Annotated in this window: 25 protein-coding genes; 14 read left to right on the top strand and 11 right to left on the bottom strand. The window is 52.1% G+C overall.

Annotated features, from left to right (window positions below):
• Window positions 1-227 precede the first annotated feature (227 nt).
• Window positions 228-809, bottom strand: a complete 582-nt coding sequence (locus tag BCM14_RS00485) for a phasin family protein (protein WP_106226034.1) — start codon at window positions 807-809, stop codon at window positions 228-230.
• Window positions 810-1,055: 246 nt separating this feature from the next.
• Between BCM14_RS00485 and BCM14_RS00480 the strand changes: the two genes are divergently transcribed.
• Window positions 1,056-2,057, top strand: coding sequence for a tripartite tricarboxylate transporter substrate binding protein (locus BCM14_RS00480; protein WP_106226033.1), 1,002 nt, complete (start codon window positions 1,056-1,058; stop codon window positions 2,055-2,057).
• Between the two features lie 6 nt (window positions 2,058-2,063).
• Here BCM14_RS00480 and BCM14_RS00475 read toward each other — a convergent pair whose 3' ends face one another.
• Together BCM14_RS00475 and BCM14_RS00470 are read right to left on the bottom strand one after the other, a co-directional pair.
• Window positions 2,064-2,879: an IclR family transcriptional regulator gene (locus BCM14_RS00475; RefSeq protein ID WP_106226032.1), complete on the bottom strand. Its 816-nt coding sequence runs from the start codon at window positions 2,877-2,879 to the stop codon at window positions 2,064-2,066.
• An 11-nt stretch (window positions 2,880-2,890) separates the two neighbouring features.
• Window positions 2,891-3,718 carry a competence/damage-inducible protein A gene (locus BCM14_RS00470; RefSeq protein ID WP_106226031.1) on the bottom strand — a complete coding sequence of 276 codons (828 nt, stop codon included), beginning with the start codon at window positions 3,716-3,718 and terminating at the stop codon, window positions 2,891-2,893.
• Window positions 3,719-3,791: 73 nt separating this feature from the next.
• Between BCM14_RS00470 and BCM14_RS00465 the strand changes: the two genes are divergently transcribed.
• On the top strand, window positions 3,792-4,181 hold the full coding sequence (locus tag BCM14_RS00465; RefSeq protein WP_106226030.1) for a thioredoxin family protein: 390 nt from the start codon (window positions 3,792-3,794) through the stop codon (window positions 4,179-4,181).
• Between the two features lie 39 nt (window positions 4,182-4,220).
• Here BCM14_RS00465 and BCM14_RS00460 read toward each other — a convergent pair whose 3' ends face one another.
• Genes BCM14_RS00460 through BCM14_RS00450 form a run of 3 tightly spaced genes read right to left on the bottom strand, consistent with a single transcriptional unit; the run spans window position 4,221 to window position 6,720 of the window.
• Window positions 4,221-5,651, bottom strand: coding sequence for a DEAD/DEAH box helicase (locus BCM14_RS00460; protein WP_106226029.1), 1,431 nt, complete (start codon window positions 5,649-5,651; stop codon window positions 4,221-4,223).
• A 36-nt stretch (window positions 5,652-5,687) separates the two neighbouring features.
• Complete coding sequence (locus tag BCM14_RS00455; RefSeq protein ID WP_375318449.1) at window positions 5,688-6,023, bottom strand: branched-chain amino acid transport AzlD family protein; 336 nt, start codon at window positions 6,021-6,023, stop codon at window positions 5,688-5,690.
• Window positions 6,010-6,720 (bottom strand): AzlC family ABC transporter permease, encoded by a 711-nt coding sequence (locus BCM14_RS00450; RefSeq protein WP_375318451.1) that lies wholly within the window; start codon window positions 6,718-6,720, stop codon window positions 6,010-6,012. Before BCM14_RS00450 ends, BCM14_RS00455 begins: the two co-directional genes overlap by 14 nt.
• Window positions 6,721-6,900: 180 nt before the next feature.
• Between BCM14_RS00450 and BCM14_RS00445 the strand changes: the two genes are divergently transcribed.
• From BCM14_RS00445 to BCM14_RS00425, 5 genes are all read left to right on the top strand, one after another.
• Entirely contained in the window at window positions 6,901-7,071 is a 171-nt protein-coding gene (locus BCM14_RS00445; RefSeq protein ID WP_106226044.1) for a zinc-finger domain-containing protein, read from the top strand.
• A gap of 17 nt (window positions 7,072-7,088) precedes the next feature.
• Window positions 7,089-7,511 (top strand): YybH family protein, encoded by a 423-nt coding sequence (locus tag BCM14_RS00440; protein WP_106226043.1) that lies wholly within the window; start codon window positions 7,089-7,091, stop codon window positions 7,509-7,511.
• A 21-nt stretch (window positions 7,512-7,532) separates the two neighbouring features.
• On the top strand, window positions 7,533-8,528 hold the full coding sequence (locus tag BCM14_RS00435; RefSeq protein WP_106226028.1) for a YheT family hydrolase: 996 nt from the start codon (window positions 7,533-7,535) through the stop codon (window positions 8,526-8,528).
• A 92-nt stretch (window positions 8,529-8,620) separates the two neighbouring features.
• Window positions 8,621-8,989: a CidA/LrgA family protein gene (locus BCM14_RS00430; protein ID WP_106226027.1), complete on the top strand. Its 369-nt coding sequence runs from the start codon at window positions 8,621-8,623 to the stop codon at window positions 8,987-8,989.
• Window positions 8,964-9,689, top strand: coding sequence for an LrgB family protein (locus BCM14_RS00425; RefSeq protein WP_106226026.1), 726 nt, complete (start codon window positions 8,964-8,966; stop codon window positions 9,687-9,689). Before BCM14_RS00430 ends, BCM14_RS00425 begins: the two co-directional genes overlap by 26 nt.
• 2 nt (window positions 9,690-9,691) lie before the next feature.
• Here the strand turns inward: BCM14_RS00425 and BCM14_RS00420 are convergent, their stop codons facing one another.
• Window positions 9,692-11,149, bottom strand: coding sequence for a M48 family metalloprotease (locus BCM14_RS00420; RefSeq protein WP_259673313.1), 1,458 nt, complete (start codon window positions 11,147-11,149; stop codon window positions 9,692-9,694).
• A gap of 137 nt (window positions 11,150-11,286) precedes the next feature.
• On the opposite strand from BCM14_RS00420, the gene galU reads away from it, so the two are divergent.
• Window positions 11,287-12,123, top strand: a complete 837-nt coding sequence (gene galU, locus BCM14_RS00415) for a UTP--glucose-1-phosphate uridylyltransferase GalU (RefSeq protein WP_106226024.1) — start codon at window positions 11,287-11,289, stop codon at window positions 12,121-12,123.
• Window positions 12,124-12,134: 11 nt separating this feature from the next.
• Here galU and BCM14_RS00410 read toward each other — a convergent pair whose 3' ends face one another.
• Together BCM14_RS00410 and BCM14_RS00405 are read right to left on the bottom strand one after the other, a co-directional pair.
• On the bottom strand, window positions 12,135-12,962 hold the full coding sequence (locus tag BCM14_RS00410; protein ID WP_106226042.1) for a cytochrome c oxidase assembly protein: 828 nt from the start codon (window positions 12,960-12,962) through the stop codon (window positions 12,135-12,137).
• A gap of 32 nt (window positions 12,963-12,994) precedes the next feature.
• Window positions 12,995-13,462, bottom strand: coding sequence for a TM2 domain-containing protein (locus tag BCM14_RS00405; protein ID WP_106226023.1), 468 nt, complete (start codon window positions 13,460-13,462; stop codon window positions 12,995-12,997).
• Between the two features lie 67 nt (window positions 13,463-13,529).
• On the opposite strand from BCM14_RS00405, the gene BCM14_RS00400 reads away from it, so the two are divergent.
• Genes BCM14_RS00400 through ruvA form a run of 6 tightly spaced genes read left to right on the top strand, consistent with a single transcriptional unit; the run spans window position 13,530 to window position 18,822 of the window.
• Entirely contained in the window at window positions 13,530-14,690 is a 1,161-nt protein-coding gene (locus BCM14_RS00400) for an FAD-dependent monooxygenase (RefSeq protein WP_106226022.1), read from the top strand.
• Between the two features lie 20 nt (window positions 14,691-14,710).
• Window positions 14,711-15,763 (top strand): tRNA dihydrouridine synthase DusB, encoded by a 1,053-nt coding sequence (gene dusB / locus BCM14_RS00395; RefSeq protein ID WP_106226021.1) that lies wholly within the window; start codon window positions 14,711-14,713, stop codon window positions 15,761-15,763.
• Window positions 15,764-15,779: 16 nt separating this feature from the next.
• Window positions 15,780-16,016 carry a helix-turn-helix domain-containing protein gene (locus BCM14_RS00390; RefSeq protein WP_106226020.1) on the top strand — a complete coding sequence of 79 codons (237 nt, stop codon included), beginning with the start codon at window positions 15,780-15,782 and terminating at the stop codon, window positions 16,014-16,016.
• Between the two features lie 59 nt (window positions 16,017-16,075).
• A complete protein-coding gene (purH, locus tag BCM14_RS00385; protein WP_106226019.1) occupies window positions 16,076-17,668 on the top strand; it encodes a bifunctional phosphoribosylaminoimidazolecarboxamide formyltransferase/IMP cyclohydrolase in 1,593 nt (530 codons plus the stop codon).
• 10 nt (window positions 17,669-17,678) lie between these two features.
• Window positions 17,679-18,230 (top strand): crossover junction endodeoxyribonuclease RuvC, encoded by a 552-nt coding sequence (ruvC, locus tag BCM14_RS00380; protein WP_106226018.1) that lies wholly within the window; start codon window positions 17,679-17,681, stop codon window positions 18,228-18,230.
• Between the two features lie 19 nt (window positions 18,231-18,249).
• On the top strand, window positions 18,250-18,822 hold the full coding sequence (ruvA, locus tag BCM14_RS00375; RefSeq protein WP_106226017.1) for a Holliday junction branch migration protein RuvA: 573 nt from the start codon (window positions 18,250-18,252) through the stop codon (window positions 18,820-18,822).
• A 12-nt stretch (window positions 18,823-18,834) separates the two neighbouring features.
• On the opposite strand, the gene BCM14_RS00370 is transcribed toward ruvA, so the two are convergent.
• Both BCM14_RS00370 and BCM14_RS00365 read right to left on the bottom strand, forming a co-directional pair.
• Window positions 18,835-19,749, bottom strand: a complete 915-nt coding sequence (locus BCM14_RS00370; protein WP_106226016.1) for a complex I NDUFA9 subunit family protein — start codon at window positions 19,747-19,749, stop codon at window positions 18,835-18,837.
• A gap of 30 nt (window positions 19,750-19,779) precedes the next feature.
• The gene (locus tag BCM14_RS00365) at window positions 19,780-20,754 is read right to left on the bottom strand and encodes a threo-3-hydroxy-L-aspartate ammonia-lyase (protein ID WP_106226015.1); all 975 of its coding nucleotides are present in this window, start codon (window positions 20,752-20,754) and stop codon (window positions 19,780-19,782) included.
• Window positions 20,755-20,812 lie beyond the last annotated feature (58 nt).

Genomic DNA, 20,812 nt, shown 5'->3' with positions numbered 1-20,812 from the left:
CGCTGCTGTTGACCATGAGACATCAGCTCAAATTTGTACGCTTGCAATCGCTTCATGCTGTGATTATATACAGCAGTCTGTGTATTCACAAGATATCAACATCTAGGACAGCTACGCTGTCCGTGCTATTCATCCTCGCCCTGAACGCCGAGGTTTTCCGCACAATTTGATAAAAAAACCCACTCGCAAGGGATGCTAGTGGGTTTTGGAACCGCTTTTACTTCAACTTAAGCTGCAGTGCGGCGACCACGTGCTGTGGTTGTCTTAACAGCTTCTGCTGCTTGGTTCGCGACTTTGAATGAAGCTGAAGCAGCATCTGACAAGTTTTTCTCTGCAACAGCGCCAGCTTGCTTGGCAGCTTTGGTCATTGCTTCGAAGGCACCCGTTGCTTGAGCCAAGGACGATTTGATAATGGCAACCGCGCCTTCAGCACCAGTTGGGGCATGCTTGGACATCTGCTCAACAGCTTCGTGGATGTTTTTCTGGCCAGTCGCAATGTGGGCTTCACCCAATTTGCTCAGATCTGCCTGAACACCAGTTACGATGTCATAGATGTGCTTGCTGTAAGCCATTGCTTTCTCGGCAGCAGGCTGAGCCAGTGCTGAGGTCATCGCAACTGCTTCTTGAGGATCTTTAATCGAGATGGCTTCAGCGGATTTTTCTGAAACTTCATCCATCGACGCTTTCATGACTTTAAGATTCAAGTCAACCAGTTTTTCGAAACCGGTAAAGATTGTTGTTTGAGCAGAAATCATCGCTTCGAGGGCTGATTTCTGGCTGTCTAAAAACTGCTTAGGGATCTGGGACATGTGGGGCTCCGGTAAAAAAGGTTAAAGTTAAGTCAAAATACGATGCATGGATCACAGTACAGACGACTTCAAATACCTTTGTTGCACTGCACAATTCAATTATAGGTCTATTTCTTTTGAATTCAAGTGTTTTTTGTTGCATTGCAACAAAAAATTCATAATCCCGCTCTATTCCAATATTTGGATTAGCATGGCAGTACCACTTTTGCTTCCACAATCTTAAGCATTACTTATGGCTCACTCCTCATGCAAACTCTGAATCAACTGTGCCGAGCGCTTCGTCGCTTTGTTCTGGTCCTCGGGTTCAGCTCCCTGGCTGCAACCAGCTATACATTTGCCACCGAAACCCCCGAGCAATACCCAACACGTCCTATCAAAATCATTGTCGGCTTTGCACCGGGCGGTGGGTCTGATTTCATTGCGCGAATTGTTGCAAAAAAGCTCACCGAGAAACTGGGCCAGACTGTCTTCATCGAAAACAAACCTGGCGCGGGGGGTAATCTGGGCGCTGAAATTGCCCTGAAAGCGCCAAATGATGGCTACACCCTCTTTTTGGCGGCAGCGAGCTACACCGTCAACGCCAACCTCTATAGCCTGCCCTTCGATCCTATCAAAGACATCACGCCGATTGCGGTTTTAGCGGCCGGGCCCTTCATTGTTTCGGCAAACCCGAAGACAGGTTTCAAGACTCTTCCAGCGCTGGTCGATTTCGCAAAAAAGAACCCCGGAAAACTGAGCTATGCCTCTGCAGGCAGCGGCAGCATCACACACGTCGGAACCGAATACTTTCTCAGCGTTGCCGATCTTGATGTATTGCACGTGCCCTATAAAGGGACATCACCCGCGCTCACCGATACAGTCGGCGGTCAAGTGCAAATGATATTCGGTACAGTCGCCTCGACCCTGCCACACGTGAGCTCTGGCAAGTTAACAGCGCTAGCTGTGACGACCCCCACTCGCTTAGCCGCGTTACCAAATGTTCCAACGGTGGCTGAGTCAGGATATCCAGGATTTGACGTGCTTGTCTGGCACGGTCTGATTGGCCCTAAAGGCATCCCAGCCCCTATTGTCAATAAAATTAATCAAGCAATTCGAGAGTCACTGAGTGATGAGCAAACCACTGCTCAGTTCGCCTCTGACGGTTTAACCGCCCGGCCTGACACGCCCGAGCAATTCGCCTCGCTAATCGCTGAGGAAATCAAGCGCTGGGGCAAACTCATTAAAGAAAGAAACATCACCTTGCGATAGCAAAGCCTATTGTTTGCCGTCCGGGACAAACCCCAGAGATTGAGAGATGCTGGTCGCGGTGGCAACCAGATGGGGTATCCACTCATTTTGAAGTCTGTCGGCAGGGGCAGAAATCGACAAGCCAGCTACTAAGCGGCCGGTGTCGTCATGAATACCGGCGGCGATACAACGCACGCCCATTTCAAGCTCTTCGTTGTCACGGGCAAAGCCGAGACGCTTGACCGAAGCAAGGTCTTGCTCGAGCTTATGCACGTCTGTCAGGCTATTGACAGTGCTGCCGCTTAAGCCGGTGCGCAAGACGTAAGCGCGCAGCGCCCGGGCATCCAGTGAGCACAAAAACAATTTGCCCGTTGAAGTGAGATGCAAAGGTGCTCGCCCTCCGATCGCCCTAACCACCTGCATCCCGGATCGCTCGCTCCAAGCTCGATCAACATAGACAATTTCGTCGCCTTGTCGGACTGACAAATTGACGGTTTGCCCAGTGAGCTCATGCAACGATCGCATCGCATCGATGGCGGTCGCGCGCACATCCAAACGACCTTTAACAAGCGAGCCCAACTCAAGCAGGCGCATTCCAAGTTGATACGTGCCGTTATCAACGCGCTCGACATAACGGCCTATCACCAGATCGCTCAAAATTCTGTGCGCGGTTGACGGGTGTAAGCCTGTTGCAACGGCAAGATCTTTCAGGCTGACAGGATCAGATTTGTGAGCCAGCACATCAAGCAAGCGAGTCGCTCTATCCAATACCTGAATCGTCATGCCCGCTTCTTCGCGGCTGACGGATCCGTCACGTTGGCCAGGCAGTAGCTCAGCAGGCATCAAGATAGCGCTCAGTTACCCACACCCGAACCCACCGGTATTTCTATTCGAGCCCCCAGCCTTGTCGCCTCGTTGCGCAAGAATTCGAGGGCTGGTAAGGCTAAATCAGGAGGACCCTTGACGCCCAGTTCAATATGAGGCTGGCCACCCGCTTCTCCGACCGTTGGCAAACTAAAGGCCTTGACGCCGGGCCATTGTTTTTCAAGCGCCTCCATCGCGGGTGTAATCCGAGATTCGGGGATGGCATACGCGATAAAGGACTGCTCTGTGTGCTGGATAGCATGGTGCAAGTGGGGATAGCGGTGATCTAGCGTCCACTCGAGCATCGGCCACGCCATAACCGGAAAACCAGGCACAAAGGTGTGATTACGAATATAAAACCCGGGAATTCTGTTGTACGGATTAGCCACCGTCTCACAACCCTGAGGGAAGAAACCCATCTGCAGGCGTTGCTGATTTTCAGGCGTGCTCATATCAGCACTACCTTGCCCTTTCGCCGCCATTTCAGCACAACGCAAGGTGATTTGGTCTTTAGCGTCAGGATGCAACACAAGCGGCAAATCCAGCGCTGCTGCTGCCGCTTGACGAGTGTGATCATCCGGCGTGGCACCGATGCCACCACAGCTAAGTACGATATCGTCGGACGCAAAGCTTAGCCGCAAGGCCTTAGTCAACACTTCCCTGTCATCCGATAAAATCTGCACCCAATCGAGTTGCAAACCGCGGGCACTCAACAACTCGATGACTTTAGGCAGGTGCTTATCCTGGCGGCGACCCGACAGAATCTCATCACCCACCACGATTAGCCCAAGGCGATTTTTTTGTGTTGCTGCAGACATTGCGGATTCCAGTGGCAAAATTACAATCAGTAAAGAGATATATGATAGTCAAACAATTAGCTTCGCGCCTGATATGACTTTGTATTTTCCCGGCTCGCCAGAGCTCGCTCAACGGTTAACCAATCCCGATCATTTAATGGTTGCATGTTTTTGCGCCGCTTGGTGCGACACGTGTCAGCTCTATCAACCAAAACTTGAGCAATTATCGGTGCAACATCCAGACGTAAGCTTCGTGTGGATCGATATTGAAGACTACCCTGACTTAGTCGGCGACGAGGATGTCGAGAATTTCCCGACGATTCTGATCAATAAGCAAAAGCAAAACCGTTTCGCCGGCACGATCTTGCCCCACATTGAACATCTTGATCGACTCGTGCACGCTTTGGTCGAGAGTGAAAATAATCAACAGACCGCTTTACCTGCCGTGCGAGACCTGTTGATCGAGATGGCGGCCAGTCATTGACTGCCAGGGTCACTCAAGGTGGTCGGACCCAAGCAGGCTTCAGGCTTTTTTAATACCGCCCAGCAGTAGGCCTACAGGTCGTTTGGGCAAAGGCATACCCGGTCTGATCGCAGAACTAGTTGAAGAAGCTAGTTTGTCGGCCGATGACGAAGCCGGCACATAGGGCTTCAAGAAAAATTCATCTATCGGTGCTTGTTTAGCAGTGTAGCGACTGGGGCGCTCGGTTCGGCTGCCTCTATCGCGACGGTGCTCGTCGTCACCAGTTCTGGGACTCGATATTTTAAGTGCGCCGGGTATCTGCAGGGTTGCACGAGTAATCGTCGCTTTGATGAGCTTTTCAATATCGATCAAAAACTTTTCTTCGCCCGGTGCATAAAAAGCAATGGCTTCGCCTTTAGCGCCAGCGCGACCGGTTCGACCGATGCGATGGACATAGTCCTCTGCACTGTGCGGCAAGTCATAATTAATCACACAGGGAACACCCGCCACGTCTAGACCACGAGCTGCGACATCTGTCGCTACCAGCACTTCAAGCTCACCCGCCTTGAACGCCTCCAGCGCTTTCATCCGGTCGGCTTGGGTTTTATCGCCATGAATCGACTCGGCGCGTACGCCGTCCAACTCGAGTTGACGTGCCAGACGGCTAGTCCCGAGTTTGGTATTGGAGAAGACAATCACCTGCTTTAGGCCACGCGATTTAACGAGGTGAACCACCGCTGCACGTTTTTCGTCCGCGGGGATGGCATAGGCAATTTGCGTCACCGTATCGGCTGTCGCGTTGCGTTTAGCGACTTCGATCTCAATCGGTGCGTTGAGATAAGTGCGACCGAGTTTACGAATTTCGTTACTGAAAGTTGCCGAAAACAACAAAGTTTGGCGTTGTTGCGGCAGCAAGCGAATGATGCGTTCAAGATCGGGTAAGAAACCCATATCGAGCATGCGATCTGCCTCATCCAGCACGAGAATACCGACTTGCCCTAAATTGACATTTTTTTGTTCAACGTGATCAAGCAAGCGGCCGGGCGTCGCGATCAACACTTCACAACCATTACGCAGGGCTTCTTTTTGCGGACCAATATCGACACCACCGAATACCACTGCTGCGCGCAAGGGGGATTGTGCCCCATAACGCTTGACACTCTCAAAAACCTGATCGGCTAATTCGCGCGTCGGAGTGAGAATCAAGGCACGAACAGGATGTCGTGCAGGGGAGGCACTGGTATTAGCCAGAGGCATGAGTCGATGCAGAATGGGCAACGTGAATGCTGCAGTCTTGCCAGTACCGGTCTGGGCGGCACCCATCACATCCTGCCCAGCCATGATATGCGGCAAGGCCTGTGCCTGGATCGGGGTGGGCGATGTGTAACCAGTGTTGGTGACAGCCTGAAGCAAGGATGGGTGCAGACCGATTTCGGCAAATGTAGCGGCAATCGGTGCTGGGGATTCTGGAGTTTGGATGTTTGAAGTCATTGAATTATTTAGGAAATCTTGCTGCAGTGTAACCCACTAACCCATCCAGGTCCGTAATAACCACAATGCTACCGTCCCCCCCACAATCACCACGACAGCGCTTCGCGTAAGCTTGAAAAGTGCGATCGCGATCAATGCCGCCCATAATTTGAAATCGAACACGGGCCCTGCTCCAGCAGTCCAGGGCAGGATTTCGGGGACGATGATGGCGACCAGACCCGCAGCTGGCGCGTATTTCAAGGCTAGACGGACACGATCTGGCAGAGGAATGTGATGCCCAAAAAGCCAGTAACTGGCCCGCGTCGCCACGACTGAGACCATCAACAGGCAGATGGCCAGGTAAACGTACCACTGATCCTCAAAGCTCATCATTTTTCACTCGTTTGTGCTCAGCTTGCTCCGCCCACATCCCTCCGGCAATTCCAGCAAGTACCGCTAGCAGTAAGCCCAGTTTAAGTGGCAACGGTTGCGCAAGCCAGGCAACGCAACCCGCCACAGCGACCGATACCACCATGGGTTTTGATTTAACGATGGGCAGGACGATGGCCAACAAAGCCAGAATGGCTGAAAACTCGAGTGACCAGGCGCTCGGAACAACCGATCCAAGAGCAATCCCGACACAGGAAGCCAGTTGCCACAATAGCCAACAGACTGAAGCAGAGGCAAAATAAAACCAGCGTTGCTCGGTTGTCCCGCGCTCAGGTTGATCGGCGAATCTCGGCATAAATGCAACAAAACAAATGTCGACAGTTAAATAGCCCAAAAGCAATCGCTTCGGCCAGGACATATTTTGAAAAAATGGGTGTAGCGCTGCGCCAAAAATGAGAAACCTCAGATTAACAATGCAGCCAATTGCAAAAATAAGCCACAGCGGTGCACCGGCAGCGATGAGAGGCAGGGAGGTCAACTGGGCAGAGCCTGCATAGACCAGCACACTCATAGCGATGGCAGCGTGCTCAGTCAGCCCTGACTTCACCATGGCGACCCCAGTCACAATCCCCCAGACCGAAAGCGCAACAAAACCAGTTTGGCTGGCGCGTAATCCACTCAGAAAGGCCGCTTTACGCAAAGCGTGATGATTATCTACTGGCAAATCCACTATCACCGTCAAGTCGTTGGTTGAATTGTCATCATTGTAGACTCGGCCCTTGTTACAATCCGACCAATCCTTTTATTTTTGTCACTTTCCAAGCTGAGATACAACATGGCACAGTCAGGCTCCGCAGGGTCGACCACCTTGGACCCAATCATGGTGGGGTCAGAAGACCTCCCCCTTCACTGTCCGACCAACAGTACCCCGGTCTGGGATATGCACCCACGGGTCTTCCTCGACATCGTCGACACGGGATCCGCCCAGTGCCCTTATTGCGGTGCCAAATACCAACTGAAGCCGGGCGTTTCTGCCGGGCACGGTCATTAAGGTCAGGCATGCCTGTCATGTTCGCCACTGCAGAAGAAGCAGAACTTGCTTTCTACGACGCCCTTGAAAAAGCTGATTTGGTTCGTCTGATGCAGGTTTGGGCCGATGATGAAGAAATCGTTTGTGTTCATCCCGGCGGCCTGAGGGTAGTCGGCCATCACGCCGTGCAGGAATCTTTTCAAGAGATTCTGTCTTCTGGGGGTCTCCATATACGACCGGCACGCACCATGGTCGTCCATAGCATGATGAGTGCGGTGCATTCGCTGATTGAACAAGTGACTGTTCACGGGACCCAAAACACAGAAGTCGCGAATTGTTACGCGACCAATGTTTTTCACAAAGGGCCAACAGGCTGGCGAATGGTTATCCATCACGCTTCCGCTGCGCCCGCACAAGCTGGCACGCTCGACCTACACGATATCCCTGGTCTTCTCCATTAATCAAAACAAGTTGAACCGGTTGTGGCAGCACGCATAGACACCTCGCCGTGCCCAGTGCCGCCCTGGCTGCCTGGTGGTCACTTTCAAACGCTTTATGGCGCTTTATTTACGCCCTACGAACGCCTGGGCTTTATCCGAGAACGCGTTGATACGCCTGACGGTGACTTTATTGACTTCGACTGGTCAAAACCTTGGCAGGATGATCAAGCCAACCCCAGTCATCAGCGTGCCATGCTGTTGTTACACGGACTCGAGGGCAGCAGTCAGAGCCGCTATGCACAATCGATCGCTCACTATTTTTGGTCACGAGGTTGGGTTGTTGTCGTGGCTCATTTTCGTGGTTGCTCAGGGACACCCAACAGACTTGCGCGAGCGTATCACTCTGGCGACACGCAAGAAGTGGACTTTATCGTCAACACGCTCACGACAAAGCTGCCCCAAGCAGACTGGCATGCAGTTGGTATTTCACTGGGTGGCAATGCGCTTCTAAAGTACCTGGGTGAGTGCTGCGAACAGGCAAACTGGTTCAAAGCCGCCTGTGCGATTTCAGTACCGGTTGATTTGGTCGCCTCCGGCAATTATTTGTCGGATCAGTTTTTTAATCGCGAAGTCTACACACGCTTTTTTCTGCATGCGTTGAAACCAAAGGTGTTGGCCAAAGCGAGACAGTTTCCGGGTGCGATTGATGTTGAGCGGGTAGCAAAAGCAAAAACGCTCAGGGATTTTGATGACGCATATACTGCCCCGATGCACGGGTTCCGGGACGCACTGGATTACTGGACCACAGCGTCTAGCAAGCCATGGCTCACTAAAATTGATGTACCGACTTTATTGATCAATGCTCGCAATGATCCCTTCTGGCCCGAGGCCTGTCTCCCCTCCTCAGCCGAAGCCTCCGACAACATGATGCTGCATTATCCTGCTGAAGGTGGTCATGCCGGTTTTGTGACGGGCAGTTTCCCGGGCAATCTGGATTGGTTGCCGGCTCGGATCGATCGTTTTTTTGCGATTGATTAGCGATTAAGCAGTACCAACCGCCAACCCTCCAATACGCTCAGACGGCGTGGAAGGGTTGTGATCCGCTTGCCTCCTTGGCGTAAAATCGGGTCATGTTATCCGGACTGATTCAAATCCTTTTTTTTCAAGGCCTGGGCGAGCTAGCCTCCCGGCTGTTGATACCTCTGTTGCCTGGCCCGGTAATCGGACTGGTACTTCTGTTGTGTTGGTTGCTAATAAAAAAAGAAGTGGGTCCTGACTTGGCTATGGTTAGCAACGCGCTAAGCAAATATCTTGGTTTACTGTTCGTGCCAGCGGCGGTTGGGGTGGTCTTATTCTTGCCACAGTTAAAAGAAAATGCGCTTGCAATGATTTGCGCACTAGTCGGTAGCGTCACGTTGACGATTGGCGCCACCGCACTGTGCTTGAAGTTGAACAGACAGTCTGTAAAGCCAGATGACAAAAACAAATCTGATCACTGAGATTTGGGTCTATCTATCGGGCAGCCCCTTGCTGGCGCTGTTCATCACACTCACCGCCTATCAAATTGGGCTCATTGCTCACCAGAAATCCAAAACCAATCCCTTAGTTAATCCGGTTGCAATTGCTGTTGTATTGGTCGCGACTTTTATTCAGCTGTTTGATATGCCCTATGAGAAATATTTTCAGGGCGCTCAGTTTGTTCACTTTCTTCTTGGCTCTGCCACAGTGTCTCTGGCAATCCCAATATACAAGGGGATGGGCAGCTTGAAGGGTCGATCCTTACCCCTGCTGCTTGCCTTAGTGGTTGGTGGGTGCGTCTCGATTGGCAGCGCCGTTGGTATCGCTAAGCTACTGGGTGCCGATCACACCATTGTTGGGGCTTTTTATTCGAAGTCCGTGACGGCACCGATCGCAATGGGCATTGCCGAAAGAATTGGCACGTCCCCGACGTTGACTGCGATTTTTGCCATCTGCACTGGGATCTTAGGTTCGATCGCTGCGCCTTTTGTTTTTAAAGTTCTAAAAATAAAGGCATCGTGGCAGAAAGGCTTTTCCATGGGCGTTGGCGCGCACGGGATCGGCGCTTCGACTGCGTTCAGCATAAATATTGAAGCAGGCACCTACGCCAGCCTGGCCATGGGCCTTCACGGCATCGTCGGCTCGGTCGCGATCCCTTTGATCTATCATTTATTTAATTAACTTTACCCTGCCTTAAACCGCTCAAGCATTCTGCGTTCTTGAGTCATCTGCTCTCTGATTTTTTGTACTCTGGCATCAAGTTGAGACTGCTCGTAGAAGTCGTTAGACATCTTGCGCGCCTCTTGTAACTGATTCATTGCCGCGACTAGCGCACCCGTCAGCCGATAGTAGGTGGCGATGTTCTCTCTGGACTCAATGCGCAAGCCCATTCGCTCTTGCGCGTTACCAAGAGATTGATAAAGGCTGGGCACTTGATCTGGCCACCGCTGGATGTACTGGTTAAGAAGCTCGACGAGTTCATGATCTTTATGGGATACCTCATAGACCTTCACCAGGCGCTGCAGAATAGCCACTTGCTCGGGCCATTTTTTGATTGCTGCCTGAGCAGTAACCAGGGCATGGTTTGTATTGCCCTGTGCCAAATCAATATCGATAGCCTGGGCAGACAAAAAAGGGGATGCCGGGACGTTGACCTGAGCGGATTTCAAATACTGCTCGGCGGCAGGATAGTTTTTATTTTGAAACGCCAGCAAAGACAAACCAAACAAAGCGGCAGACCGATTGGATCCGTCGCTCACTCGAGCCTCTTCTTGAAACTGCTCAGTGACCAGCAAAGCGGTTTTCACGTCACGAGACTGAATAACGCGAGCTTTTGCCCGCACATACCAATAGTTGGCCGAACTTTGATTGGGCACGGGCTTCATTAACCGAGCCCGATTCTGCATGTCGGTCATGCGTTGCATACTGAGTGGATGTGTACTTGCAAACACCCCGCCACGAACGCTTTCGTTGAGCGTCGCCGCATTCGTCATGCCAGCAAACATTCGAACCATACCCGTTGGGTCATAGCCTGCTTGGCTGAGCATGTCGAAACCAATTCGATCTGCTTCTTGCTCAGCTTCTCTTGAAAATCCGAGCTGCTGGTCTAAGGCTGCTGCCTGACCGAACAAGGCAACCCCTGCCGCTGCGTTGCCCCCAGCATGCGCCAAAGCGGCCAAGATCGCGGCTGCCATCGACGCAAGCATGATGGCATTGCTTTGTTTCTGTTGCGTCAGACCTCTTGCCATATGACGTTGCACGACATGAGCCGTTTCATGTGCCAACACCCCAGCCAATTCGGCTTCGGATTTCGTTGACACGATCAGACCAGTATTCACACCAATAAAGCCACCAGGCATGGCAAAGGCATTGACGACAGGATCTCTGACCCCAAACACGTCAAGCTCGGGTCCACCATGTGGTGCAAAAGCAACCAGATGATGGGCCATGTCGTTAAGATACTGATTAATCGCCGGATCTGACACGAAATCCGGATCGCGACGAGCTTCGACCATGATGGCTTCGCCCAGTTTTCTTTCAACAGCTGGCGAAAGTTCATCGGCTGAAGCAGGCCCAAGCGACGGGGCGCCCATTGGCTGAGCGTGGGTTAAACCGACCGATAAAGAACAAAAAATACTCATTAACAATCGTTGAGATCGAGTCAAGGAGAATTTCGCGCGTCGATTGATGAACGTCACAGCTTTATGCATTCGCTTATGATAGCTTTCTGATTGATTGGTTCCGACATTTTTTGAATGACACCTCAGGATAATAAATTATGCGCCCGGTTCGTAAAGCAGTTTTCCCCGTTGCTGGCATGGGAACGCGTTTCTTGCCCGCCACCAAGGCGATGCCTAAAGAAATGCTGCCCGTCGTCGATAAGCCACTGATTCAGTATGCAGTCGAGGAGGCAGTTGCCGCAGGCATCACTGATCTGATTTTTGTCACGGGTCGTAACAAACGTGCTATCGAGGATCATTTTGACTCCAATCCTGAGCTTGAAGCAGAATTGGATAAAAAGGGTAAGGATGCCTTGCTCTCTATCGTCAGAAACATCCTGCCTTCCAACGTCAATTGCATCTACATTCGTCAGTCAGCACCGTTAGGGCTCGGCCACGCCGTTCTCACTGCTGCCCCCATTGTCGGGGATGAGCCCTTTGCAGTGATATTGGCTGACGATCTGCTCGATGCGGATCGCCCCGTGATTGGTCAACTGATCGACGCTGCACTCACTCATCAGGGAAGTGTGCTGGGTGTTCAAGAGGTCCCTCCCTCAGATACTGACAAATACGGCATTGTGGCAACCGAGTCTGTCGATGATCGCACCGAACGCGTGTTGCACATCGTCGAAAAACCCAAACCGGAAGTTGCTCCTTCAACACTGGCTGTGGTGGGTCGTTACGTACTTGATCCAAGAATTTTTGCTCATTTACGTCAAACTCAACCAGGCGCAGGTGGTGAAATTCAGTTGACCGACGGGATTGCGTCACTGATGAATGAAAAATCGGTATTTGCGCATCGCTACGAAGGCCAGCGTTACGATTGCGGCAACAAAGAAGGTATGTTCGCCGCAACGGTCGCGTTAGGTCGAAAATACCATGGCCTCAAAGTCTAGCTAAACACCAGTCAGTTTTTGGTGTCGCGAACACCCCAGCGCAACTTAGACGACAAATGCATCAAGTTGCGCAGGGCGACGATCAAGCCAATGACTTCTGTCAGCGCTGCGGGTATCCACATGGTTAAACCACCAATCATCTGATCGGTCTGCGCCGTCATGGCGATCGCTCGACCACACAGGTCAAATAACGGATACAAATCCCGCTCAGTAAAAGCGATCACCGCACCTGCAACCATCTGAGGTGCCATCGTGAGAATGGGTGATATCACACGACCTCCCGGCGACATGGCTGCTGGTGGGCAAGGTCGTCGATCAAGGATAAGGTTCCAGTACAAGAAGCCGGTGATCACCACTGACCAGTTCATCAATCGATAAAGACGCCAGTCCAGCATTGAAAAAAACTGCACAGACGGGATAAGCCAGATGATGACTAAAAGAACGAACAGGCTCGGGATAAGAATTGGATTGGTAAGCAAGCCAATCAGGATTTGGCCAAACCAAGCGTCACCGATTCGTTTGAGCCTCACCCGCCAAGAGAGAGGCAACCCGGCCCGCAACACTGAACCAGGGTATGCCGCCATCACCAGTAACGGACCCATGTGATGCAACACAAGATGCTGCACACGATGCATAAAAAACATGCGTTCGGCGTAGTAATCGAGCATGGTGTGCAAGGACAGGTAAAGTGCAGCCCAACCGAGCCAGAAAAACGCCTGTCTGGCCTTGGTCACGCGTCGAGCGCGCGTGCCGCGCACGAACAAGGCCGCACTGATCATAAACAGCGCAACCAATGTTGGTGAGAACTCCCAAGGGATTAGCCAGCTCAACCACGTCATCATGCCTAGCCTTTATGCAACATGCGCTTGAGCTAATCGGGATTCAGATTGAAGCCTTCCAGCCATCCCAACAGATCCCAGACATATATCACCACCATGGCAATACCAAACATTAATAGCACCGTGCCAATCAACAGGGTGAATACGGCAATCAATACAGGGCCCCATCGGCTAGGATGCTCACGAGTCAAACCAGGGTTCAGTTTTGCGTCAAAGCGATCGTCGCTCATCAAACACCAGACTAACGCCTCGATAAAACCATCCAGCGTCGGAATGAACAGCAGGAAGAAAGCGGGGTTCTCAAACCACCGCGTCTGCTGGCTAGCAATGATCATGAGCGCAACTGAAAGGATCGTCACGAGCCAAGCGTAAGGTCGCTTCAGGTACCACCAGTGAGCGCCGATACAACCGAGTACGGCTGCCAGTAATCCAAGGGTGACTTTATTTCTAAACGCCGACTGGTTGGATGCGGAAATATTATCGGTTCTGGTATCGGACATATTGTTTCATCAGTCATACAGATACTTCGATTGTAGTGCTTCGCCGCAGACAGACTAAAATACGGTGATGAGCATTAAAAACTTTCGCGTGGCGATTATTGGGGGCGGGCCGACGGGTAGCGCTTTGGCGTTGATGCTTGCGCGAGCGTGCAAAATGCCTGAGCAAATCGCGCTAATTCAAGCGGATGCCTTAACCAACTATGGTTTCGATCCAAATAAAGATCCTCGTGTCTTAGCAATCAACCACGGCAGTAAAGTATTGCTTGAATCGCTTGATGCGTGGTCAACCCAGTCGGTTGCAATCGAGCATATCCACGTCTCTCAAAAAGGCTATTTTGGTCGAACCGTCATTGATCGCGATGATTTTAAGGTAGCGCAATTAGGGTGTGTCGTGGCGTACGCCGGTCTTCACGCCGCACTCAGCGAGGCTGTTCAAGCCAGCGGGGTTGAGATCTTGCGCGGCCAAGCCGGTCAGGTTCTTGCGCACGACGCTAACGGCGCAGACATCTCTGTTGGTGCTGACACCATTCGTGCGCAGGTTGTTATTCAAGCTGATGGCATTGCTCAAGCGGACAAGACTCGTGACTATACGCAAGCAGCAATCATTGCCTATGCCCGGGCCAGCCATCCCAAAAAAGGATGGGCTTTTGAACGATTCACGAACGAAGGTCCGCTTGCTGTCTTACCTCATCCACTCGCGCCGGATCAGCAAGCCGTGGTCTGGTGCTGCTCACCAGAGCGAGCTTACGCCCTCAAGCAAATGAGCTGCGGTGATTTCTCAACCGCATTAACGGACATGTTTGGTGCAAGGCTCGGGTTCCTGAGGGTTGAAGCACCCGTCAGCGTTTTTCCGTTGACGCTCAATGTGAAACAAAAACTGGTTGACGGCCGTTGTGCGGTCATCGGCAATGCCGCTCAAACGATGCACCCAGTGGCTGGTCAAGGACTCAATTTAGGCTTAAGAGATGCTGCGGTGCTCGCCCGGCATTTAACAGCGTGGCTCTGTGAGGCGACAACATCCCCCGATGGCGGTCTGAAACAGTTCGAACAAGATCGCCTGATCGATCGAAACCTAACCGTACGCATGACAGACACGATGTCGCGTTTTTTTGCAACCAAGAATCCCTTGCCTCATCACATCGCCGGCTTGGGACTGTTCGCGTTAGACACTCTACCCGCCCTCAGAATGCCGCTGGCAAGACATTTATTACAGGGACTCAGGCTTTAACAGGCTGGGCGTATCCGACAATGCAAATCGGTCAGTGGTCTCTAGCGAACAACGTCTTTGCAGCGCCAATGGCCGGCGTGACCGATCGCCCTTATCGCCAGCTCTGCAAACGTCTAGGGGCGGGGTATGCCGTTTCTGAAATGGCCGCGAGCAATCCGCAACTCTGGAACAGTGTCAAATCGTCGCGTCGGCTGAATCATGACGGGGAAAGCGAACCAATTGCTGTGCAAATCGCGGGTGCAGATCCCGAGATGATGGCCCAAGCCGCCGTCTTCAACATCGGCAAAGGCGCAAAGATCATTGACATCAATATGGGCTGTCCTGTCAAAAAGGTCTGTAACGTTGCTTCTGGATCAGCACTACTAAGAAATGAAGCCCTTGTCGCAAAAATCCTGCAGACTGTGGTGACTGCCTGTCAGCCGTTTGATGTGCCTGTCACGCTCAAAACGCGAACCGGCTGGAGCCGCGATGAGCGCAACGCCCTAACGATTGCCCGCCTCGCCGAAGACTGTGGCATCAGCGCCCTGACACTGCACGGCCGCACAAGAGCAGATATGTACGACGGTCAGGCCGAATACGACACAATCAAAGCCGTGAAAGCGTCCATCTCTATCCCTGTCATTGCTAACGGTGATATCGACAGCCCCGAAAAAGCCCGCCACGTGCTCGATTACACCGGCGCCAATGCAGTCATGATCGGCAGAGCTGCGCTTGGCAAGCCGTGGTTATTTCGGGAAGTCGACCATTATTTGAAAACGGGCGAGACCCTTGCTCGCCCCACCTGGTCTGAAATGACCGAGTTGCTGCTAAATCACCTCGATGACCATTACCGGTTTTATGGCGAACGCACTGGTGTGAGAACCGCCAGAAAGCATATTGGCTGGTATCTCAGCGAACTACCCAACGGAAAAAATCTGATTGACGAAATTAATTTGATCGACTCAACTGTTGATCAACACCGAATTTTGCAGAACTGGCTTATACAACAAGAAAACGTTTTACAGAACGTCGAAACAAACTGCGACAATGTCGGGAACACATCCGACTACGTCCACTTGGGCACTGTGGCATAAGCAACTTTGATTAACCATGAAAAAGAAAAACAATCTCGCTGAGAGCGTCAGAGACCATCTGACCCAGTATTTGTCGGACTTCGGCGATGGCGACCCATCGGACTTGCACAGCATGGTGATACAGTGCGTTGAAAAGCCCTTACTCGAAGTTGCCATGAGCCGCGCTGCCGGCAATCAGTCTCGCGCAGCCGATATGCTTGGCATCACACGCTCAACGCTTCGAAAAAAACTCGTTGCATACGACTTGTTGTAGTCACTGTCAGTCGAGTCTTCATCACCCCCTTCGCTAAACTTTGTTTTCTGCCCTAAATAATGAAAATCCAAACTGCTCTGATTTCTGTATCTGATAAAACCGGTGTTGTTGATTTCGCGAAAGAGCTCGCTGCACGAGGCGTCCGCCTGCTATCAACTGGTGGTACAGCAAAATTGCTCGCTCAAGCAGGCTTAACCGTTACCGAGGTGGCAGACCACACGGGATCGCCAGAGATTCTGGATGGTCGTGTCAAAACATTGCATCCAAAAATTCACGGTGGCCTGCTCGCCAGACGTGACAGCGCTGAGCATCTGCGCACAATCAAAAAGCACGGCATTGATGCGATTGATTTGCTGGTTGTGAATCTTTATCCCTTCCGCGAAACGGTTGCAAAAATCGATTGCAGCTTCGCTGATGCAGTTGAAAATATTGATATTGGCGGTCCTGCGATGTTGCGTGCGGCGGCAAAAAATCACGGCACACGCGAAGGTGGCATCACGGTCGTGATCGACCCGGCCGACTATGCGACTGTCCTGAAAGAAATGGACGGCCCCACGGGCGGCACATCCTTTGGTCTGCGCTTATCCCTGGCAGCTAAAGTCTATGCACATACGAGCGCTTACGACGGTGCGATTGCCGCCTACATGAGTAGTCTCGCCAACGCCGAACCAGAGCAGGATATCCCACCTGAACGCAACATTTGGCCTGATGTACTGACCTTACAGGTCTACCAGAAACAAGGACTGCGTTACGGTGAAAACGCTCAACAAATTGCGTCGTTTTATGTAGATCCGTTTTGCCCAGCTGGTCTCATGGCGAATTTCAAACAGTTGCAAGGTAAAGAACTGTCATACAACAACATCGCTGATTCAGATGCAGCATGGGATTGCGTGCGTAGCTTTGACGAGCCCGCTTGCGTCATTGTCAAGCACGCCAATCCGTGTGGCGTAGCCATCGCCAGCAACGTACACGAGGCTTATATCAAGGCACTCAAAACGGACACGACATCGGCCTTTGGCGGCATCATCGCGTTTAACCGACCAATCGACGCAGCCACTGCACAGACAGTCAGTGCACAGTTTCTCGAGGTCGTCCTGGCGCCCGGCTACGATGCAGACGCCTTAGCGATATTCGCGGCCAAAAAGAATGTTCGTGTTTTAACAATACCCATGGGTGCTGGGCAAAACGACATTGATGTCAAACGGGTAGGTGGTGGATGGCTGGTTCAAACCCCTGACGCTAAAAAGCTAGCGCTGGCTGATTTAGTGGTTGCTTCAAAACGTCAGCCAACCGCTGAACAATTGCAAGATTTAATGTTCGCCTGGAAGGTCGCGAAGTACGTGAAATCCAATGCGATTGTGTTCGTCGGCAACGGCATGACCTTGGGGGTTGGTGCGGGTCAGATGAGTCGAATTGATTCAGCCCGTATTGCCTCAATCAAAGCTGAAAATGCTGGCCTCAGCCTGCAGGGTTCTGCGGTCGCTTCAGACGCGTTTTTCCCCTTCCGTGATGGGCTCGATGTGGTCGTGAAGGCAGGCGCGACTTGCGTCATCCAGCCCGGTGGCAGTATGCGAGACGATGAAGTGATTGCGGCGGCTAACGAACACGATATCGTCATGGTGCTGACCGCTATGCGTCACTTCCGGCATTGATGAGTCTGTGATGCGCATACTGGGGGTTGACCCGGGTTTAAGACGCACTGGGTTCGGTGTAATTGAGGTGCGCGGTTCAAAACTGACTTACGTCGCCAGTGGCACAATCGTCGTGCCCACCGACGTGACATTGCCGTTACGGCTAAAGGTGATTTTGGATAATCTGCGGGAGGTTGTCGAGCAACATCAACCCGACGTATCCGCAATGGAAATCGTTTTTATGAATACCAACCCGGCCTCTACGTTGCTGCTTGGTCAAGCAAGGGGTGCGGCGCTGTGCGCACTGGCAGACAGAGGACTGGCTGTTCACGAATACACAGCATTACAAATCAAAAAATCTGTCGTCGGCGCTGGTCGCGCGGCAAAAGAACAGGTTCAAATGATGGTGCAGCGTCTGCTCAATCTTGATGGCATACCAGCACCAGATTCAGCCGATGCCCTCGCTTGCGCCATTTGCCACGCGCACATCTCACCAATCTCTGAGAAAATCGCCGAGCTGAACTATGCCGCCCGCAGCTCACGCGGTCGTACCAAAGTTCGCGCTGGTCGTATGCTTGGCTAATTACTTAGGACACTAAAAAATGATCGGACGACTGACTGGGAAACTTTACGAAAAAGCGCCGCCAAAGGTGGGGCTTGACGTAGGTGGGGTCGGCTACGAATTAGACGTGTCGATGACCACCTTTTACTTGCTACCAGAGCTCGGTCAGACGACCACTTTACTGACACATCTGGTCGTGCGTGAGGACGCACATTTACTCTTTGGTTTCGCGACGGCTGAAGAGCGCCAAACTTTTCGTGAAATCACTAAGGTCACCGGTATCGGGGCTCGAACGGCTCTGGCGGTCTTGTCAGGTATGACCTCTGCTGAACTGGCTCAGGCAATCACCATGCAGGACACGGCACCTTTGATCAGAGTGCCGGGCATAGGCAAAAAAACGGCAGAGCGACTGCTGCTTGAGATGAAGGGCAAACTAGGTGCCGATCTTGGGGTTGGCGCCCCTCAAGTAAGGGGTGGCCAGACGGATATCCTGCACGCCTTGACCGCCTTAGGCTACTCAGAAAAAGAAGCGCTGCTGGCTACTAAAAACCTGCCCGAGGATATCAGTGTTTCGGACGGCATTCGGCTGGCGCTCAAAGGATTGGCACGCTAGTCGCGTCCAGGATTACTTGTTCAAATAATTCGGCGCGACGGATTCTAACGGTGTAGGCACAACGCCCAGGATTGGATCGATGCCATTGACACTCACGTTATCCACAGTCAGCGAATCCAGATTATCTCTGGACATGAGTGGTGCGCCCGGCAGACATTCGAAGAAGAACGCCTGTAATTGACCAATAAAAAAGGGCATGGGGATGATCGATCTGGGGTGCCCGGACCAGATTGCCGCCAGACTAACTAACTCGCCGAGTGTGTAAACACGCGGACCAACTAGATCGTAGGTGTGACCGTAAGTGTGAGTATTTTGAAGAGCATTGACGATGGCTTGAGCAACATCCTCGACAAAGACGGGTTGCAATCTGGCCTTAGAGCCAGCCAGTGGTAGGGCGGGAAACCATTTAGCTAAAGTTGCAAACATATTCATGAACTGATCCTCCGCACCGAAAACCACCGAAGGACGCATGATGGTGCAATGACCATCAGACCAGTTCGCAAAGATATCCTGCAAGACTTTTTCGCCCGCCGCTTTAGATCTCAGATAAGCGCTTGGGCCAGTCGTGCTGGCGCCCAGTGCACTGACGTGAATCAGTCGGGTAACCTGGGCTTGCTTACAAGCAAGCGCTATGCGCCTGGGTAATTGAACATGTGCCTGATCGAAATCTGCACCGAAAGGCATCCCTGAGCGACTATGAAGAATACCGACTAGATTAATCACGGCATCGCAACTTGCAACCAAGCCCTGCAAAACAGCGTCGTCCTGGACATTGGCTTCAAGCACCGTCACTGTTGGATAGACCAGCAGCTCACGGCCCTGCGCGTAGCGTCGTGTTGGCACATGCACCGTATGCCCGTTCGCGACTAAACGTCCCACTAACTGTCGACCAATAAATCCAGTCCCACCAATCACGAGCACGCGCATTTGAGATCCTTTAAAGCTTCGTGGTTTGACCTAAGCGGTTTGAGACAAAAAACCAGCGTAAGCGTTCAGATCCACATTACCGCCGCTAAGGATAACACCAACCCTTGATCCAGCAGGAACTTTTAACGCGCCGTGCAGGATCGCAGCAGCAGCCAGACATCCCGTTGGCTCGACGACCATCTTCATGCGTTCACCAAAAAACTTCATGGTTTGAATAAGCTGTGCATCACTAACCGTCAACATATCAGTCACCTTGTCTTGGATGATAGCGAAAGTCAATTGACCCAGGTAGTTTGTTAAAGCGCCATCAGCGATAGATCTGGGGGTTGCGATGGACACGATCTCACCCTGACGAAAAGACTGCTGACCATCATTACCAGCCTCTGGCTCAACACCAAACACCTGGCAATTGGGGCTTAGGCCTTTTGCCGCTAGAGCGCATCCTGCCAACAACCCGCCGCCACCGACACACACAAGCAGGTAGTCTAGCTCCCCCACGTCCTCAATCAACTCTTTCGCAGCAGTGCCTTGCCCAGCGATGACATGAAAATGATCGTAGGGCGGGACGACCGTCATGCCCGTCTCTTCTTGCATGGCGCGGGCGAGTTCTTCGCGGCTTTGCGTATAGCGATCGTAGGTGACAACCGTCGCCCCATACCCCTCAGTGGCTGCCTTCTTGGCCGCAGGGGCATCCTCAGGCATGAGGATGACTGTTTTCACACCCAGCAACTGGCCCGATAAGGCAATCGCTTGAGCATGGTTGCCGGATGAATACGCAAGCACGCCTTTGGCACGCTGCTCGTCGTTCAAGCTGGCAATCGCGTTATAGCCGCCGCGAAATTTAAACGCCCCCATACGCTGATAATTTTCTGCTTTAAAAAATATTTTTGCGCCGGTTTGACTGTCAGCGGTTCTGGATGTCAACACGGGGGTCCGATGGGCAACCCCCTTCAGGATTTCAGAAGCTTTTGCGACGTCGTCAAAAGTGGGCAAAATTAAAGTCATGATTTCCTCTGGCAGTTAATAAGATCAGTGGGATAGTGTACGATTCTTGCAAATGGTT

Source organism: Jezberella montanilacus (assembly GCF_003003055.1).
GTDB lineage: Bacteria > Pseudomonadota > Gammaproteobacteria > Burkholderiales > Burkholderiaceae_B > Zwartia > Zwartia montanilacus.
The sequence above is the reverse complement of the archived record's forward strand: the minus strand, read 5'-3'. Positions and strand labels throughout refer to the sequence as shown.